The organism is Aminobacter sp. HY435, assembly GCF_027568395.1.
Lineage (GTDB): Bacteria > Pseudomonadota > Alphaproteobacteria > Rhizobiales > Rhizobiaceae > Aminobacter.
Genome location: NZ_JANKZL010000010.1, coordinates 250,607 through 268,689, shown reverse-complemented (window position 1 = coordinate 268,689; position 18,083 = coordinate 250,607). Strand labels below are relative to the sequence as shown.

The following is an 18,083-nucleotide window of genomic DNA, read 5'->3' as shown; positions in this document are numbered from 1 at the left end:
CCATGCCTGGGAAGCCGCCGGCTACGGCCACCTGCCGGTGTGCATGGCCAAGACCCAGTACTCGTTTTCGACCGACCCCAACTTGCGCGGCGCGCCCACCGACCACGTGGTGCCGGTGCGCGAGGTCCGGCTGTCGGCCGGCGCCGGCTTCGTCGTCGCCATCTGCGGCGAGATCATGACCATGCCAGGCCTGCCAAGGGCACCATCCTCGGAGAAGATCTTCCTCAACGAACAGGGACAGATCGAAGGCCTGTTCTGAGACCACGCCAAGGGCGGCGCGCGATGCGTCGCCCTTGGCAATTCTCCCGCAACCACCCCCGGACGAATGCGCGCCTTTGCGCCGGCTCAAGCAGCCGGCGCTAGCCGCGTGGCACAGGCAGCCAGACCGTGGCCCGGCGCTGGCCTGAAGCACTGCGGTAGGGCAGACCGAACAGCGGCCGCACCAGCGCAATGCGCCGCACGATTTCGTACAGCACCACGCAGCCCGCGACCGTGCCGAACGTGACCAACGCCGCTTCCACCCACGCCGGCAGCGCGCATGCCAGCAACGCATAACCGATCACGATGATCAGCGTCTGGTGCAGGATGTAGCAGGGAAATATCGCCTGGTTCAGGTAGTCGAGCGCCCTGCCCGGCTTGTCGAGATGGCGCTGGGCGAGCCCGAGCAACGCCATGATGACCGCCCAGGCGTAGAATACACGCAGTCCAGGCACCGCCTCGAGCAACATCCGATCGCTGGTCGTTGCGTTGAGCCTTAGCCACAAGAGCACGAAGCCAAGCGTTGCGGCGAGCGCCAAGGCCCGGCCCAGCGTCCTGTCGACGCCATGCCAGAAAGCAGCGCTGCGGGCACAGAGATAGCCGAACACGAAGATCGTCAGCGCATGGGCATGCGTCGCCCAGTCGTCGATCAACGTGTGGGTTGTCGGGAAGATGGGATCGAGCAGCAGCCGATACGCAAGGAACGGCAAGGCAGGAAGGGTCAACAGCCCCCAGGGGGAAGCTGCGAGCCACGAAAACAGGCGCTGGCTCGGCCCGTCGAGCCGGCGGAGCGCCGGCAGCATGGCTGCCACCGCCAGCGTGTAGACCATGATGTAGACGACATACCAGAGATGGTTCCAGGTCGGGGTGATGATCGAGAACTCCTGTCTCGGACTCAGATAGCTGAGATAGAACGTCGCGAAATCCGGCTCGATTTCGCCCTTCCAGAGCAACTCGACATAGGCCTGCGGCATCACCACCACCACCATGCCGAAGACGATTGGGACGAACAGCCGCAAGGTACGTCGCAAAAGGAACTGGCGGAGCGCGACCCTGGCGAGGGCAAATCGCAGGGCGACGCCCGAAATGAAGAACAGCAGCATCAGCCGCCACGGATTGACCGCCAGCATCGCCGGTTCGATCAACGGGCCTGCATGCGCGCTTTTGATATGGAAATCCCACGTCACGTAGACCATGCCGACATGGTAGAAAATGAGCAGTGCAAGGGCGATGACACGCAGCCAATCGAGGTCGTGGCGGCGCGGCGTTGTAGCTGCATCAAGCAACATGGTCGCTGTGGCATTCATCTGCGATCTCCCGGCCGATGATTCCGTCGCCAAATGACTAGCAGCAGCTTCAGCAGAGCCCCATCGCGCCGGTGCCAATGGCGGACGGGTGGGGCAAGTGGCATGCACGGCCGCATTTTTGGGACAAGCGGCGGCGCGGCGGGGACGAAAAATCCCGGGACGGCTTTCACCGAAAGCAGGTTTGCGGCATCAATTGCGGCCAATGGAAAGGCATATCCTCAGCGATGCCGAGATCGACCGCCGCGTCCTGTGGCGCGTCACGCTGGTGGCCGGCCTGTTTTTCCTCGCCATCGCTTTCGTCAACGCCTCGTCCCTGCTCGACGATGCGGCCCAGCAGAGCCGCGCGCTCGATCGGCGCGAGCCGTGGCTGCTGGAATATTCAAGCAACCTCGTCCTGATCGCGCTGGTGCCGTTGGCGGCGCTTTACGAGCGCCGATTTCCCGTCGATCCAGACTGCTGGGGCCGAACGCTGATCGCCCACATTGTCGGCAGCATCATCTTTTCGGCGCTGCATGTCGCAATCATGACCGTGCTGCGGATGGCCCTGTTCAGCAGCATGCTCAACCGCCCCTATGGCTTTTGGGACGATCCGCTCGGCGCGATGATCTACGAATACCGCAAGGACGTGCTGCCCTATGCGCTGATCGTGCTGCTGCTGACCCTGATGCGGGCCATCGAGGAAAATCGCCGCGAGGCAGCGGTGGCCAGCGCCGAAGCGCGCCGGACCGGACGGCTGACATTGAAATCCGGTGGGCGCACGCTCTTCCTCGATGCAAGGACCCTGGAATGGGCGCAGGCGGCGGGCAATTATGTCGATATCCGCGCCAACGGGCGGACCCACCTCGCCCGCATCGGCCTGTCGGCGCTTGAACAGCAATTGAGCGAGGCTGGCGTCGAAGTTGCCCGCGTGCATCGCTCGCGCATCGTCAACAAGGAGAAGGTGGTGGAGATCATACCGACGGGCGACGGCGACTATCGCATCCGCACCGCCGACGGTTCGGAACTGAAGGGCTCGCGCCGATATCGCGCGCTGTCTGCAACCTGAGCGACCGGAAATCCGGCGCGGATCGGCCGCCGCGCGAAGCGGCGACCGAAATCTGGCTCAGAAGATGCCGTTGACCGGCAGGCCGAGCGCCATTGCGCCGGCATATTGTGCCTGCGGTCCAGACTGCAGTGGGTGGAACCGCGCGCCCTGCATGTCGCGGAAGCGCCGCTCCAGTCCGCGATCGCGGTAGAACGACGAGCCGCCGGCAAGCTCCATGGCGAGGTCGACGACTTCGAGACCATGGCGGGCAACGAGGGCTCGGCCCATCATCACGTCGTTGACACTTTCCGCCGACGGCGTGTCGCGCTCGACCGCCTCGACCATCGAGCGGTGAGCAAGCTGGGCGGCCCGCAAGGACGTGTCCATGCGCCCGGCAAGATTGAGCACGTTCTCACTGTGCGGCTTCTTCCTGGCGATCTCGACCGCGATGTCGCGCGCGCTTTCGGCAACGCCGAGATAGACGGCATAGATCAGCGGGAAGGCAACGGTGGCGATGGTCTGGAACACCGGGTGCCATTGCCGCGGCACACGCGAAAACGCCACCGCGGCGTCGGGAATGAACAGCCCGTCGATGACGACATCGTTGGAGCCGGTGCCGCGCATGCCGAGCGTATGCCAGTTGTCCATGACGCTGACTTCCGCTGCGCGCATCGGCGCGCCGAAATGGATGACCTTTTCGTTGCCATCCTCTTCGCACAGGATCGCGCCGGTCATCAGGATGTCGCCCGCAACCGCGCCCGAGGTGAATACCTTGCGCGCGGTGATGCGGTATCCGCCTTCGACCTTCTCGGCCTTGCCGGACCCGCCAATCCAGTCCGACCCGCCGCTCGACAGCAGGATGAGCCTTTCCGTCGCCACCCGCTTCAGCAGCGGCTCGACCGCTGCGACTTTCTGGTGCCGCCAGCGCCAGGCAGGGATCGCCACCTGATGCGTGTGCATGGCGAAGGCCAACGCGGTCGAGCCGCAGGACCGTGCCATGATGCGCAGCATTTCGCAAAGCTCGCGGACTTCGGCGCCGCCGCCGCCCAGTTCGAGCGGCACGCCGGCTTCGATCAGTCCGGCTTCTCTCAAAAGCACATAATTGTCCGCGACGAAGCGGTCGTTCTCGTCGAACTTGGGAGCACGTTCGGCAAGGATCGGCGCCAGATCGTGGGCTGCACCCACGACATCGGTCGGCACCGGAATCGTCACGGCTGCTGCTGCCATCGCACTGTTTTCAAGACTTCTCATCAAGTCGTCTCCTGGTTGACCGGCAGGCCGGGACGGAGAATTGCGCCAACCCGCCGCCGGGTCCAGTTCAGGAACTGTACCGGTGCGCGAGCACAACTTTTGCGCTATCATCGCCAATTCCCCAGGGAGCGATGCGAGATGAGCGATCGCGGCGGATACGGCCAGTTTTGCCCGGTTTCGATGGCCTCCGAGGTGCTGTGTACCCGCTGGACAGCACTTGTGGTGCGCGAAATGCTGATGGGATCGAGCCGTTTCAACGACTTGCGCCGCGGCGTGCCGAGAATGTCGCCGGCGCTGCTGTCGAAGCGTCTGAAGGAACTCGAGCGCGCCGGCGTGATCCAGACCGAGCGCGGCGCTGCAGGCACGTTCGAATACCGGCTGACGGACGCCGGAGAGGATCTGCGGCCGATCATCCTTGGTCTCGGCGAATGGGGTCATCGCTGGGTCGAAAGCCAGCTAACCCTCAGGAATCTCGACCCTTCGCTGCTGATGTGGGACATGAGGCGCAACCTCAATCCCGAACCGTTGCCACCACAACGCTGCACGATTCACTTTCTGTACCCCGAAGTGGCGAAATCCCAGCAGAACTGGTGGCTGGTCGTCGATGACGGGGCGGTCGACCTGTGCAACTCCGATCCCGGTTTCGATATCGATCTGGAGGTCAGGGGGTCGCTGCGCAGCATGACGTCGGTGTGGATGGGCCTGTCCAAGCTCAACCAGGAGCTCGATTCCGGACGCCTCGAACTCGACGGCAACGACCAGATCGCACGCGCCATGCAGGCATGGCTCGGCCTCAGCACCTTTGCGCCGATGGCGCGCAAGGTGCCATAGCTAGGCCGCGGTCCCGGCCCAGGCCTGGTACTCGTTCATCAGTGGCTCGAGTTCCTCCATGGCGGGGAACTCCGCAAAGCTCCTGACCGCTCCAGTCTCTGCGAAAGCCAGCTTGGTGCGCGTGAAGGTTTCGATGAACGGCCGGAACCACCCCGTCTCTTCCAGCATGGTCGGCCTGACGTTGACGAACCAGTCAACGCCCGCGACGCGCGTGAACATCCAGGTTTTGCAGTGATCGCAAAAATTATGGTGCAGGTCGGCCCCATGCAGGCCGCCAATGACGGTTTCGCCCTTCGTCACCGCAAAGCCATCCGCCGGCACCATCGCCGTCAGCGAATAGGCCGAGGACGACATCTTCTGGCAGCCCGGGCAATGGCAGGCGGCAGTGCAGATCGGCGCCTTGGACACCTCGATCTCGACGCGGCCGCAGCGGCAGGCGCCCTTGAGCGGAAGCGGAATGGACGACATGGCAGCCCCCTTGGATACTCCGCGCATCCTGCACCCCCGCGTTCCGAAGCATAGAGCCACGGCCTTGCTTTCGATGAGACTGGTCATAAACGGCGACGAGCCGTCCCCCTCCCCCTTGTGGGGAGGGGTTAGGGGTGGGGGTGACGTTCCCGCTGCCATCCCTCCCCCAGCGAGAGCCGGGTCGGTTCGATCGCCTCAGGCGGCGACGAGTTCGCGCGCCTTGAGCAGTTCGACGCAGGCGTGCGCCGCCTCTTTGCCCTTGACCTTGAAGTGGTCGAAGAAGAAGCGGTGATGCTCGGCGCTGTCGTGATAATTGTGCGGGGTCAGCACTGCCGACAGCACCGGCACGTTGGTCTGAAGCTGCACGTTCATCATGCCGTCGAGCACGGCGTGCGCCACGAAATCGTGGCGATAGATGCCGCCATTGACGACGAACGCGGTACCGAGGATCGCCTGGTAGCGGCCGGTTTCGGCCAGCGTCTTGGCGAACAGCGGGATCTCGTATGCGCCGGGAACGTCATAGACGTCGACGGCGATCCGGCCACCGCCGAGGGTTTCGATGTCGGCAACGAACGACTTGACGCATTCATCGACGATGTCGGCATGCCAGCGCGCACGGATCACGGCGACGCGGCGGATATCGAAGTCTTTCGGGGATTGCTGATTCATGGGTCCATCCTTCCGTTTCGAACCAGAATCAGGACGCACGAGACGGAATCCTGGCGGCTCGCGCCACCGCTTTCCCGTTCGTTCTCTTCCATCCGGACTATGACCGTCGGCTCCGGAATTGCACCGGATCTGCTGACCCTCCCGTTGCCGGGAAGCGCTCGCGGGCTTGGGCCGAGACCCTTACCGCCGGTGGGGACTTTCACCCCGCCCTGAGAACATTAACACCTCCGATATGAAGCCCGCCGAAGTGGCTGTCAATCTCAGGAATGATTGTTTCAGACAACAAAACCGGTTGAGCGTATCGGCCGCGCCGGATTGCCGACTACGGTGACGCCCTCCGGCACGCTTTTCGTCACCACGGAGCCAGCGCCGACGATGGCGTTGGCGCCGATGCTGACGCCACCCAGGATGATCGCGCCGCCGCCGATCCAGACATTCGCCCCAATCTCGACCGGCCGGCCGATTTCGAGCCCGGCGCGTCGCAACTGCGCATCGCGATGATGCTCCGGGCAATAGATTTGCACGTTGGGACCGAACATGGTGCCTTCGCCGAGGCGCACCGGGGCCGTGTCGAGGATGGTGCAGCCGGCATTGATGAACACGCCCTCGCCAAGATGGATGTTGAAACCGTAGGCACAATGGAAGGGCGCCTCGATGCGGCATCCTGTACGGCTCGAGCCGAGCAAGTCGCGCAAGGCGGGCGCGATGTCGCCGCGCGCCGAAGGCGGCAACGAATTGTGTTCGAAGATGGCATTGGCGGCAGCGAGGCGCAGGGCATCGAGTTCGGGATCGACGCAGTTGTACCACGCGCCGGCGGCCATCTTTTCGCGTTCGCTCTGTGCCATGTTCGTGTTCCTTCCGCGTTCGTCCAGCCAAACCACAGAACGGCGCATGCTGCAAAGACCGAGGCCTCCGGCCACTGGCGAAACCAGAGGGCTGCATCACCCGGACCGCCACATCCATGGTTGGTCTAAACGGCGAGCCTTCGCACCCCACGGTTATTCGGCCGCTGGCCTATTGCTGCTTGCGTCCGATCCCATATTCTGGCCGCCGCTTTGCCGTCCTCGCGGGCGGCATGACCAGGAAGCAGGACCATCCAATGACACCATCTGAACAGATCGACCAGCTGATATCAGGCCTGACCGACTGGCGCGGCAAGACATTGGCCAAACTTCGCCAGACCATCCTCGCTGCCGACAAGGAAATATCAGAGGAGTGGAAGTGGATGGGAAGCCCGGTATGGTCGCGCGGCGGCATCATCGCTGTCGGCAATGCCCATAAGGACAAGGTCAAGCTGACCTTTTCCCACGGCGCCAGCCTGCCCGACCCTGACAATGTCTTCAACAACGGCTTCGGCGGCAAGGTATGGCGGGCGATCGATGTCTTCGAGGGAGACGCCGTCGACGAGGACGCCCTGAAGGCGCTGGTGCGCGCCGCGATTGCCTTCAACCTGGCGAAACTGCCGGGCAAAGCGGATGCGCGCGCTCGCGCCAAGGCGGACAAAGCCAAGAAGGCGTAAGCTGCCTGCCCTCCTGCGCCAGTTCCCCGATCAGCGCTGGTCCTCGTCAGGATCGATTGCCAGCAACCGCTCCTCGAGCCTGGTCATCACACCGACAGCCACTTCAAGCGCGCGCTCGTCCTCGTCCGCCAGAAGTGCCATGCGAAGCCGCGCCAGGATGAGTTCTATCTCCGCCACGCGCGCCCGTCCGGCATCGGTCAGGGACAGGATTTTGGCACGCCGGTCGCCGGGATCGCCACCACGCGTGATCAGCCCATCCGCGACCAGCAGGTCGACGATGCGCACCAGCGATGGCCCCTCGAAACCGAGATGGTCGGCGATGATGCCCTGGCGGATGTCGTCGCCCAGCCTGGAGAGCGCGACGAGCGGCATTGCCGTGGCGTGGGACAGGCTGCAATCGTCAAGTGCTGCGTCGGCCGCGCGCCGCCACAGCCGGGCGACGACAAGCAGCTGTCTGCCAAAATGAGCCTGGGTTTGCGCAGCCTTGGACATTTCAAACAAGATAACATACTATCTATTAGGATGCGATCAGATTCCTGACCGTGAACATGCGGGCGACGAGCGAGGGGCGCACGCTGAAGACCGGCAAGTGATCGCAACCGGCATCGCCCGTTCGGACGAAGCCGCTCTCGAAACTTCGCAGGTAACCAAAACATGGCAGAACAACAAACAGGCAGAAACAGCGGCGGCTGGCTTCTCGTTCTTTTCGGTCTGCTCATGGTCATCATCGGGGCTCCGCTCGTCTACGGCGGTGTCCAGCTGATCGGCCTGGGCGGCTCTTGGTACTACGCACTCGCCGGCCTCGGCGTCGTTGCCTCGGGCATCCTCTACATGATGCGCCGCAAGGCGGGCCTCTGGCTCTACGGCTTTGTTTTCCTCGCCACCATCGCCTGGGCGCTATGGGAATCGGGCCTCGATTTCTGGCCGCTGATCCCGCGCCTGGTAGCTCCTGCCGTCATCGCCATCCCGGCGCTGCTTTTGGCTCCCCTGTTCCCTTCGGCTGCCGGCAAGCCCCGTCCTGGAAAGGCTGGCCCTTTCGCGCTCGCGAGCCTTCTCGCCGTGGCGCTGGCCGTGACGGTGTTCTACGCCTTCGCCCCGCATGGCGTGACGCGCAACGAGTTTGCCAAGGCCGAGCCCGCGCCCACCGTTCCGCCGGCCGCCGCAAGCGCCAGCGACTGGCGTCACTACGGCCGCACCCCTGCTGGTACGCGCTATGCCCCGATCGACCAGATCAACCGCGACAATGTCGACCAGCTCGAGGTTGCCTGGACTTTCCGCTCCGGCGACACCCCTCAGGGCTCGGCCCAGGACCAGAGCACGCCGCTGTTTGTCAACGACACGCTCTACACCTGCTCGCCCAACAACATCGTCAATGCACTGAACCCGGACACGGGCGAAGTGAAGTGGACCTACGATCCCAAGGCCAAGTCGGTGCTATGGCAGCGCTGCCGCGGCGTCAGCTACTACGAGCCGGGTCCGGCTCCTGCCCAGGCTGAAGCGCCGGCTGCGGCCGACGCCGCTGCAACGGCGGCAGCTGCGGCAGCACCCACCGATGGCACGGCCGCTCCGGCTGCCCCCGTGGTCGCAGCGTCGAACGCCTGCGCCGCCCGCATCGTCATGACCACCATCGACGCCCGCCTGATCCAGCTCGACGCCAAGACCGGCGAGCTGTGCCAGGATTTCGGCAATGGCGGCATCGTCGACCTCAAGTCCGGCATGGGCGAGATCAAGGACGGCTTCTACTTCCAGACCTCGGCCCCGACAGTGACGCGCGACCTGATCATGGTCGGCGGCTGGGTGTGGGACAACGTCGAAACGGGCGAGCCTTCGGGCGCTGTCCGTGCATTCTCGGCCCGCACCGGCGAATTGGTCTGGGCATGGGACCTCGGCAACCCCGCCATCACCAAGCTGCCGCCGGAAGGCGAAAGCTATACGCGCGGCACGCCGAATGTCTGGTCGACGCCGGCCTATGACGAAGCGCTTGGCCTCGTCTACCTGCCGACCGGCAACGCCACGCCCGACTTCTTTGGCGCGCATCGCTCGAAGGCCGCCGAGGACTACACCGCCTCGGTCGTCGCCCTCGACATCGCCACCGGCCGCGAGCGCTGGAAGTTCCAGACCGTGCATCACGACATCTGGGACTACGACGTTCCCGCCCAGCCAGCACTCTACGACGTGCCGGATGGCAAGGGCGGCACCGTCCCGGCGCTGATCCAGATCACCAAGCGCGGGCAGATCTTCATGCTCGACCGCCGCGACGGCAAGCCGATCGCCGAGGTCGAGGAGCGTCCGGTGCCGCAGACAGGTGGCGTTCCGGAGGACTTCCTGTCGCCGACGCAGCCCTATTCGGTCGGCATGCCGGAGATCGGTACGGAGCCCTTCACCGAGGCACGGATGTGGGGTGCGACGCCCTACGACCAGCTCTACTGCCGCATCGAGTTCAAGAAGATGCGTTACGAGGGCGAATTCACGCCGACCGGCCTGACGCGTTCGATCATCTTCCCGGGCTACTACGGTGGCATGAACTGGGGTAGCGCGGCGATCGACGAGGCCCGTGGCCTGCTGATCGTCAACGACATCCGCATGCCGCAGTTCGCCCAGCTTGTCCCCCGCGAGGAGGCCGACAACTATGGCGGCTCGGCAGCCCATGACGGCCTGTCGCAGCAGAAGGGCACGCCCTATGGCGCGCTGAAGAACGGCTTCATGTCGCCGCTCGGCGTTCCCTGCCACCAGCCACCCTACGGCACCTTCACCGGCATCGACCTGAAGACCCGCCAGATCGTCTGGCAGGTTCCGGCCGGTACGCTTGAGGATACCGGTCCGCTCGGCATGAAGACCGGACTGCAGATCCCGATCGGCATGCCGACGCTGGGTGGCCCGATCGCCACCTCCGGCGGCGTCGTCTTCTACGCCGGCACGCAGGACTACTACCTGCGCGCGCTTGACGTGGAGACCGGCGAGGAGCTGTGGAAGGGCCGCCTGCCCGTCGGCGCCCAGGCCACCCCGATGACCTTCGTGTCGCCCGACACCGGCACCCAGTATGTCGTCATCTCGGCCGGCGGCGCACGCCAGTCGCCCGACCGTGGCGACTACGTCGTCGCCTACAAGCTGCCCAAGCAGAACTGAGTTCTCAGGGCATCGACATCGGAAGGGGCGCCTAGGCGCCCCTTTTCATTTGTAGCCAACGAAAACCGCGGAGCCGCGCCGACAGGCGCCAGCCTCCCGGGGCGTCGGCTATGCCGACCTGCCCGTTGTCGGCGCGGCGATCGCGCTGACGGCTCTTGGCGTCACCCTCCTGTCCTTCTCACTCGCGCGCCGCGACGCGGTCGAGCAGGCCGCCTGACATTCCTATTCTGACGGCGTGTTCCAGGCTTTCGCAACAAATTGCAGGTCAGTTGGTAATGCAAAGCAACACGACGCAAATCCGGTTGCGTGACCTCGGATTCGCCGCTATGCATTCGGCCATGAACACGACTTCGCTCCAGAACACTTGGTGGCGGGCCAGCTGACAGCGGCCTCTTGAAGCGCGTGCGCGTGAAGATTGTGGTGGCCGCAACGGGAATTCCGGGCGGCCATTTGCTTTTTTCGAACCAGGCTCCGGAACCTCCAGCGGCAAGAGATGGAGACGGGAATGACGGTGGAAATCCTCGAAAACGGCGCCGAACGCTTTGTCACCGCAGGTGGCATCGCGATCACGCGCCAGCGGCATGACACAGCCTATGCCGGCGCCATCGAGACATATCTCGATGGCCTCAACAGCCGGCGCGGCGCGGTGTTTTCGTCCAACTACGAATATCCCGGCCGCTACACCCGCTGGGACACTGCCATCATCGATCCGCCGGTGGTGATTTCCGCGCGTGGCCGCTCGATGAAGATCGAGGCGCTCAACGCCCGCGGCGAGGTGCTGCTGCCGGTGATCCATGCCGCGCTTGCGCCGCTCGAAGAGCTGGCCATCGGCGAAAGGACAAAACGCCTCATCGCGCTCGAAGTGGAAACGCCGGGCCGCGTCTTCACCGAGGAGGAGCGTTCGCGCGTGCCGTCGGTGTTCACCGTGCTGCGCGCCATCACCGCGCTGTTCAAGACTGACAACGACAGCAATCTCGGCCTCTACGGCGCGTTCGGCTACGACCTCGCCTTCCAGTTCGACCCGGTCGAGCACAGGCTCGAGCGCAAGCAAAGCCAGCGCGATCTGGTGCTGTTCCTGCCCGACGAGATTCTTGTCGTCGACCACTACTCGGCCAAGGCCTGGCACGACCGCTACGACTACGCTGGCGACAACTTTTCCACCGAGGGACTGGCTCGCGACAGTGTCGCCGAGCCGTTCAAGACTTCCGACCGCATTCCGCCGCGCGGCGACCACGAGCCCGGCGAATATGCCCAACTGGTGCGCCGGGCGATGGACAGCTTCAAGCGCGGCGACCTGTTCGAGGTCGTGCCCGGCCAGATGTTCTACGAGCGCTGCGAGACAGCTCCTTCGGAAATCTCGAGGCGGCTGAAGAACATCAACCCCTCGCCCTACTCGTTCTTCATCAATCTCGGCGAAGGCGAATACCTGATCGGCGCCTCGCCGGAGATGTTCGTGCGAGTCAACGGCCGCCGCGTCGAGACCTGCCCGATTTCGGGCACCATCAAGCGCGGCGACGACGCCATCTCCGACTCCGAGCAGATACTCAAGCTGCTCAACTCGAAGAAGGACGAGTCCGAGCTCACCATGTGCTCGGACGTCGACCGCAACGACAAGAGCCGTGTCTGCGAGCCCGGCTCGGTGCGCGTCATCGGCCGCCGCCAGATCGAGATGTATTCGCGTCTGATCCACACCGTCGACCACATCGAGGGCCGCCTGCGCGAAGGCATGGACGCCTTCGACGCCTTTCTTTCCCACGCCTGGGCGGTAACCGTCACCGGCGCGCCCAAGCTCTGGGCGATGCGCTTCATCGAGCAGAACGAGAAAAGCCCGCGCGCCTGGTATGGCGGGGCGATCGGCATGGTGCATTTCAATGGCGACCTGAACACGGGCCTGACGCTGCGCACCATCCGCATCAAGGACGGCATCGCCGAGGTGCGCGCCGGCGCCACCCTGCTCTACGATTCCGTTCCCGAAGAAGAAGAAGCCGAAACCGAACTGAAGGCCTCAGCCATGCTTTCCGCCATCCGCGACGCCAAGACCGGCAACTCCGCAGGCGCCGAGCGCACCACCGCGCGCGTCGGCGAAGGAGTCAAGATCCTGCTCGTCGACCACGAAGACTCCTTCGTCCACACGCTCGCCAACTACTTCCGCCAGACCGGCGCCGATGTCTCGACCGTGCGATCGCCGGTGCCGGAGGAAATCTTCGACCGCATCAAGCCCGACCTCGTGGTTCTGTCGCCCGGGCCTGGCATGCCAAAGGACTTCGACACGGCGGCGACGATCAGGAAAGCGCGCGCTCAAGACCTGCCGATCTTCGGCGTCTGCCTCGGCCTGCAGGCGCTGGCCGAGGCCTATGGCGGCGAACTGCGCCAGCTCGCCGTGCCCATGCATGGCAAGCCCTCGCGCATCCGCGTCTCCAAGCCCGGCATCATCTTCTCCGGCCTGCCCAGGGAAGTGACCGTCGGCCGCTACCACTCGATCTTCGCCGACCCCGTGCGCCTGCCCGACGACTTCGTCGTCACCGCAGAAACCGAGGACGGCGTCATCATGGCGTTTGAACACAAGAAAGAGCCGATCGCAGCCGTGCAATTCCATCCCGAATCGATCATGACGCTCGGCCATGACGCCGGCATGCGGATGATCGAGAACGTCGTCGCGCACATGCCGCGCAAGGCCAAGGACAAGGCTGCCTAGCCGACAACCGAAACCTACCCACTCCGCGGTCTTTCGACCGCGGGGCGGAGCCGATAACTGAAGCGAGACCATGGCCCAGACCGAAACCCAGCGATCGACTGCCGCGCGCGGCCAGCCATCGGCCGCCAAGCAGCGAGTTGCCCGGCTCGCCTTCTGGTCGATCATCATCGGCGCTGCCGTGATGGGCCTGAAATTCGTCGCCTGGTGGCTGACCGGCTCGGTTGCGCTTTATTCGGACGCGCTCGAATCGATCGTCAACGTCGTCGCCGCCATGGCCGCCTTCTGGGCGATCAAGGTCAGTCACAAGCCGGCCGACCACGATCATCAATACGGCCACCACAAGGCAGAGTATTTCTCGGCGGTGCTGGAAGGCGTGCTGATCATCGTTGCTGCCTTCCTGATCCTGTTCGAGGTCTGGCGCAGCTGGGGCGTGCCGATGAACACCGACGAGCCCTGGCTCGGCCTCGGCATCAACGGCGTGGCCGCCGTCATCAATGCCTTCTGGGCCGGAATGCTGATCCGCGTCGGCCGCGCCGAACGCTCGCCGGCGATGGTCGCCGACGGCCATCACATCATGACCGACGTTGTGACATCGGCTGGCGTACTGGCCGGCCTTGTCGCCGCCATCGTCACCGGCTGGCAAATTCTGGATCCCGCGCTTGCCGTGATCGTCGCGCTCAACATCCTGTGGCAGGGCTGGCATGTCATCAGCTCGTCGATGAACGGGCTGATGGACCGCGCGGTCGAACTGGACGAGCACATGCGCATCCGCGACATCATCTCGGCCAATTCCAAGGGCGCCATCGAAGTGCACGACCTCAAGACGCGCATCGCCGGCCGTGCCACCTTCATCGAGTTCCATCTGGTGGTCGACGCCGACATGACCGTCGGCGACAGCCACGTCATCTGCGACCGTATCGAGGACGCGTTGCGCGCGGAGATTCCCTCCGTCCGCATCATCATCCACGTCGAGCCGGACGACGAAGCGAAGCTGCCCAAGGGCACCGTTGCGGTGCCTTTCGCCTGACCTTTCGAATACACGCCTGTCAGGATGATGCAGTTGCCGGAGGTCCAGGCAGCGATCAAGCAAGCCATGCCGTTGATCGCAGGCTTCGACGGCAGCACTGAAGTCGAGCCAGTCGGCGGCTTCGGGCTTCCGGCGGCTCCCCTCGCCTAGATTTTCACCAGCATCGCGGTCAGATACATGAAGCCTGCACCGACCACGAGACCGGCCATCGCTGCACGACTGGACAAGCCGTCGCCTTCGCCGCGGCGCAGCAGCGCCGTTACCTCGACGATGACCTGAAGTATCGCGCCCGCACCAATGGCGAGCGCCAGCGCCGACCATTGTGGCGCAAATGCCAGGCTGCCGATCCAAAGGCCAAGCACTGCCGGCCCGCCGGCGAGCAACGTCAGTGCCGCGAAGGTCAACAACGTCACCCGCTCGCGCAATATCGGTGCCGCGATGCCGATTCCTTCGGTGACGTTGTGGAGGGTGAAGCCCAGCACCAGGAAGGTGCCCAACCCGGCGGCACCCGCGGCGAACGCCGCGCCGATGGCCAGGCCCTCGCCGAGATTGTGCAGGCCGATGCCGAGGGCAATGTAGGTGGCCAACGCAAGGCCCTTCGGCGCGCCGTTACGCCGACCGATGCCCATCAGGACCAGGAAGCTGGCTGAAGCAGCCAGAACCACCATCACCTGCCCCTGGAAGATAGCGGCGGACTCCGCGGCCAGTTCGAGGGCTTCGCTGACCGCATCTACCATCAGGAAGGCGAGCAGGCCGACCGTCAGGGCCAGGAGAAAACTCATCCCCGAGCGGCCGACGCCACGCAGGGCAGGATAAAACATCAGTCCGACGGCAACCGGTACGATGCCGACGAAAATGCCGAGAAGCGCCTGCGACAGCAGGCTGGAGCCGTCTGGCACCGGCGTCGCGACCGCGACAGGGATTTCGTGGGCGAAGGTGGCCCCCGTATTGGTCACAAGATTGAGAGCATGCGCCTCGCCGAGCACCCATGGGAAAGGTACCTGTATCCAGGCAGTCGACCCGCGCGCCAGCGGACCCGCAGGGTCCTGCGTGAACTGCCAGTAGGCGTCGTCGACCTGGACCTGGGCGATCGTCATCGGCTCCGACCCGCCGGCGCGAACCAGGACCCGGATACCATCGCTGTCGAGGATGACGCGTTCGAAGGAAATTTCTTCGACCGGCGGCGTGCCGTTGTTGAACCGCGCAAGTGGATTGGTGGACATCAAGATCGCGATAGCCACCGCAAAGGCCAGCAGCGGCAGGGCAATCCACCACAGTGCCCGGCGCGACGGAGCTGTGCCGGGAAGGTCGGCTTCGGCCTCGGAGCTTGGAACGTCCTTCAAGCAACAGCCTCCACGACATCGAACATGCCGACCCAGCCGAGTTCGGTGAACTCCGACTGATGCGGGTGGAACATGTAGAGGCCGGCCTCGTGCTCGGCGAAGCTGAATTCGATGATGCCGCGCTGGGCCTGGCACTGGGTAATCAGGTCGACGGTCTTCAATGTCGGTGTCAGCGTCGTGCCCTGGTCGAAATAGTCGAAGAAATTGGCATGCAGGTGAAACGAGTTGATCGGGTCGAACTCGACGACATTGACCAGGTAGATCCGCACCGGCCGGTTCTTCACGATCGTTATCGGCGAATTCATGTAGGTGTGCGCCACCGTGTTGACGGCATAGAACTCGTTTTCACCGTCGAAATTGGTGTCGAAGGCATTCATCACCATGACGAATTCCTGCCATTGCGCATTCTCCGGCGTCCCGAGTTGCCGCGAACGGACGACATCGGCGTGTTCGGGATGGCGGGCGGGATCGGGGTCGATGACAAAGGCCCCGTACATGCCCTTGTGGATGTGCCGCTTCAGCGGCAGCGCGTGGCAATGGTAGAGGTGGCAGCCGAAAGGCTTCGCATCGAACTCATAGACGAATTCCTCGCCGGGATTGACCAGGCCGGCGCCCGGCACGCCATCCATGCGCGCGGCGTGGATGCCGTGGAAATGCATCGAATGCGGGTGCGAGCCGTAGTTCTTGAAAACGATACGCAAGCGCTCGCCTTCGGTGGCGCGCAGGGCCGGGCCGGGAACGCGGCCGTTGTAGGTCCAGGCGGGGAACATCACCCCCGGCGCGATCTCGATCTCCTTGTCCTCGGCAACGACCTCGAAGGTCCGCAGCGTGCGCCCGTCAGCCAGGGCCGATGTCACACCAACTTCCCAATCGGTAAGCATCTTGGCGGGATCAAAACCGTTTCGGGCGTTGTCGACTTCGCCCACGGTGACCATCGCGCCATGCGCGCCGCTATGCGCTGGCGCCGATTGCTGTCCCTGGTAGGCATCCGGCGCCGCCGACACGGCACCGGCATCGTGGCCGCCGTGCCCCGCCTGGCCTACGGCGGCCGTGACACCAGCCACGGTGGCGCCTGCCGTACAGATGCCGCCTGCAAGCAAAAGCCTGCGACTTAGCCGTTCTCTTAGCAGTGTCGGCACGCCCAAGCTCCCACGCATGATGCAAATGCGAATGATTTGCATCATGCTCCCGTATGCAGACGCGCACAAGTTGAATCTGAATGCTGGTGAAAGGGCAAAACCGCCCGGAGTGCCTGGACAGCCAAGGCATGTCAGGCGGCGCGTTGATCGCGGAACCGGCAACGATTGCCGTGGCTGGCTTCACGGCTTCCTGTTCGAAATGAGCCACGCCAACAGCGTCTTTTGCCGATCGCTGTCTCCATCCGCCCCGGCAATGAAGGTCGATTGACGGCATGAGGCTGCGTATCGCCGAGACGACACGCAGCCCACCGGGTTCAATCTATCTGGATGTTTGCGTCCTTGACCACCGGCCCCCATTTGGCCAGCTCGGCCTTGACGTGGGCGCCCAGTTCTTCCGGCGTCGAGCCAATGATCCTGGCGCTGAAGCCGTTCATTTTTTCGATGACGGCAGGATCGGTCATCGCCTTGTTGGCCGAAGCGTTGAGCCGCTCCACCACGTCCTTGGGCGTTCCGGCAGGTGCGAACAGCGCATTCCACGTATAGGTTTCATAGCCAGCCACGCCGGACTCGGCGATGGTCGGAATGTCGGCGAACGAGGGCGCACGCTCGGCGGTCGTCACCCCGAGGGCACGGAGCGTGCCGCCCTTGATGTGGGCCGAGGACGACGGCAGGTTGTCGAACATGATCGGCACCTGGTTGCCGACGACATCGTTGAGCGCCGGCCCCGCTCCCTTGTAGGGAATGTGCTGGATGTTGACACCGGCCATCGCCTTGAACAGCTCGCCCGACAGGTGCAGCGGCGTGCCGTTGCCGGACGACGCATAGGCATATTTGTCCGGCTCCGCCTTCAGCAGCGCGATCAGCTCCTGCACGTTCTTGGCGGGCAGTTCGGGATTGACCACCAGCACATTGGGAACCACGACAAGCAGCGAAACCGGCGAGAAGTCCGTTTCGGGATCGTAGGGCCTGGTCTTGAGGATCAGCGGGTTGAGCGCATGCGTTGCGACCGTTCCCATCAGGATGGTGTAGCCATCGGGATCGGCCCGGGCGACACGATCGGCGCCGATGTTGCCGCCGGCGCCGGCGACATTCTCGACCACCACCTGCTGTCCCAGATCGTCGGACATCTTTTGAGCGATGATGCGCGCGACGACGTCGGTCGAGCCCCCCGCGGCGAAGGGAACCACGAGTGTCACGGTACGGTCGGGGAATTGCTGGGCAAAGGCTTGCGGTGCGAGAGCCAGCAGGGAAATGGCCGAAAGGCCGAGAGCAAGCGTAGCGCGGCGCGTCAGTTTAGAGATCATCGGTGCACTCCTCCACATCTTTGGAGCGGCGCCTCCCAGGCCGCTCAAGGAGTGTCGAAGGTAGGGGGGCGGGCCGGCTTGTCAATTGAACCTTCGCAGCGATGGCCGCGGCAGCGTGGCGC

General features: G+C 64.3%; 16 protein-coding genes and 1 riboswitch. Of the genes, 7 read left to right on the top strand and 9 right to left on the bottom strand.

The genetic code is table 11. The annotated features are described in order from the left end of the window. Positions 1-259, top strand: a 259-nt coding sequence (locus PCJ21_RS16695; protein ID WP_269931110.1) for a formate--tetrahydrofolate ligase, incomplete at its 5' end; no start/stop codon positions are given. Positions 260-359: 100 nt separating this feature from the next. Here the strand turns inward: PCJ21_RS16695 and PCJ21_RS16690 are convergent. Then, the gene (locus PCJ21_RS16690) at positions 360-1,565 is read right to left on the bottom strand and encodes an acyltransferase family protein (RefSeq protein ID WP_269932535.1); all 1,206 of its coding nucleotides are present in this window, start codon (positions 1,563-1,565) and stop codon (positions 360-362) included. Positions 1,566-1,767: 202 nt separating this feature from the next. Between PCJ21_RS16690 and PCJ21_RS16685 the strand changes: the two genes are divergently transcribed. Next, positions 1,768-2,610 (top strand): LytTR family DNA-binding domain-containing protein, encoded by an 843-nt coding sequence (locus PCJ21_RS16685; protein ID WP_269932534.1) that lies wholly within the window; start codon positions 1,768-1,770, stop codon positions 2,608-2,610. Between the two features lie 57 nt (positions 2,611-2,667). Here PCJ21_RS16685 and PCJ21_RS16680 read toward each other — a convergent pair whose 3' ends face one another. Next, complete coding sequence (locus tag PCJ21_RS16680; RefSeq protein ID WP_269932533.1) at positions 2,668-3,840, bottom strand: acyl-CoA dehydrogenase family protein; 1,173 nt, start codon at positions 3,838-3,840, stop codon at positions 2,668-2,670. 138 nt (positions 3,841-3,978) lie between these two features. On the opposite strand from PCJ21_RS16680, the gene PCJ21_RS16675 reads away from it, so the two are divergent. Continuing rightward, a complete protein-coding gene (locus PCJ21_RS16675) occupies positions 3,979-4,671 on the top strand; it encodes a winged helix-turn-helix transcriptional regulator (RefSeq protein ID WP_269932532.1) in 693 nt (230 codons plus the stop codon). Here PCJ21_RS16675 and PCJ21_RS16670 read toward each other — a convergent pair whose 3' ends face one another. The 3 genes from PCJ21_RS16670 to PCJ21_RS16660 form a co-directional block, all read right to left on the bottom strand. Then, complete coding sequence (locus PCJ21_RS16670; protein ID WP_269932531.1) at positions 4,672-5,139, bottom strand: GFA family protein; 468 nt, start codon at positions 5,137-5,139, stop codon at positions 4,672-4,674. Between the two features lie 195 nt (positions 5,140-5,334). Continuing rightward, on the bottom strand, positions 5,335-5,808 hold the full coding sequence (locus tag PCJ21_RS16665) for a 6,7-dimethyl-8-ribityllumazine synthase (RefSeq protein ID WP_269932530.1): 474 nt from the start codon (positions 5,806-5,808) through the stop codon (positions 5,335-5,337). Positions 5,809-5,884: 76 nt separating this feature from the next. Beyond that, positions 5,885-6,029: riboswitch (FMN riboswitch) on the bottom strand. 54 nt (positions 6,030-6,083) lie between these two features. After that, a complete protein-coding gene (locus tag PCJ21_RS16660; RefSeq protein ID WP_269932529.1) occupies positions 6,084-6,653 on the bottom strand; it encodes a sugar O-acetyltransferase in 570 nt (189 codons plus the stop codon). Positions 6,654-6,907: 254 nt separating this feature from the next. Between PCJ21_RS16660 and PCJ21_RS16655 the strand changes: the two genes are divergently transcribed. Then, positions 6,908-7,327 (top strand): DUF1801 domain-containing protein, encoded by a 420-nt coding sequence (locus PCJ21_RS16655; protein ID WP_269932528.1) that lies wholly within the window; start codon positions 6,908-6,910, stop codon positions 7,325-7,327. Positions 7,328-7,357: 30 nt separating this feature from the next. Here PCJ21_RS16655 and PCJ21_RS16650 read toward each other — a convergent pair whose 3' ends face one another. Next, positions 7,358-7,819, bottom strand: coding sequence for a MarR family winged helix-turn-helix transcriptional regulator (locus PCJ21_RS16650; protein ID WP_269932553.1), 462 nt, complete (start codon positions 7,817-7,819; stop codon positions 7,358-7,360). A gap of 162 nt (positions 7,820-7,981) precedes the next feature. Between PCJ21_RS16650 and PCJ21_RS16645 the strand changes: the two genes are divergently transcribed. The 3 genes from PCJ21_RS16645 (at position 7,982) to PCJ21_RS16635 (ending at position 14,175) form a co-directional block, all read left to right on the top strand. Then, the gene (locus tag PCJ21_RS16645; RefSeq protein ID WP_269932527.1) at positions 7,982-10,453 is read left to right on the top strand and encodes a membrane-bound PQQ-dependent dehydrogenase, glucose/quinate/shikimate family; all 2,472 of its coding nucleotides are present in this window, start codon (positions 7,982-7,984) and stop codon (positions 10,451-10,453) included. A gap of 505 nt (positions 10,454-10,958) precedes the next feature. Further along, positions 10,959-13,148, top strand: coding sequence for an anthranilate synthase (locus PCJ21_RS16640; RefSeq protein ID WP_269932526.1), 2,190 nt, complete (start codon positions 10,959-10,961; stop codon positions 13,146-13,148). 70 nt (positions 13,149-13,218) lie between these two features. Further along, positions 13,219-14,175 (top strand): cation diffusion facilitator family transporter, encoded by a 957-nt coding sequence (locus tag PCJ21_RS16635; RefSeq protein WP_269932525.1) that lies wholly within the window; start codon positions 13,219-13,221, stop codon positions 14,173-14,175. A 146-nt stretch (positions 14,176-14,321) separates the two neighbouring features. On the opposite strand, the gene PCJ21_RS16625 is transcribed toward PCJ21_RS16635, so the two are convergent. The 3 genes from PCJ21_RS16625 to PCJ21_RS16615 all read right to left on the bottom strand — a co-directional run bounded on the left by PCJ21_RS16625 (position 14,322) and on the right by PCJ21_RS16615 (position 17,961). Next, the gene (locus PCJ21_RS16625; RefSeq protein ID WP_269932524.1) at positions 14,322-15,518 is read right to left on the bottom strand and encodes a metal transporter; all 1,197 of its coding nucleotides are present in this window, start codon (positions 15,516-15,518) and stop codon (positions 14,322-14,324) included. Then, complete coding sequence (locus PCJ21_RS16620) at positions 15,515-16,675, bottom strand: multicopper oxidase domain-containing protein (RefSeq protein WP_269932523.1); 1,161 nt, start codon at positions 16,673-16,675, stop codon at positions 15,515-15,517. The genes PCJ21_RS16625 and PCJ21_RS16620 overlap by 4 nt, the downstream gene beginning before the upstream one ends. Before the next feature lie 296 nt (positions 16,676-16,971). Then, positions 16,972-17,961 (bottom strand): Bug family tripartite tricarboxylate transporter substrate binding protein, encoded by a 990-nt coding sequence (locus PCJ21_RS16615; protein WP_269932522.1) that lies wholly within the window; start codon positions 17,959-17,961, stop codon positions 16,972-16,974. Positions 17,962-18,083: the final 122 nt, after the last annotated feature.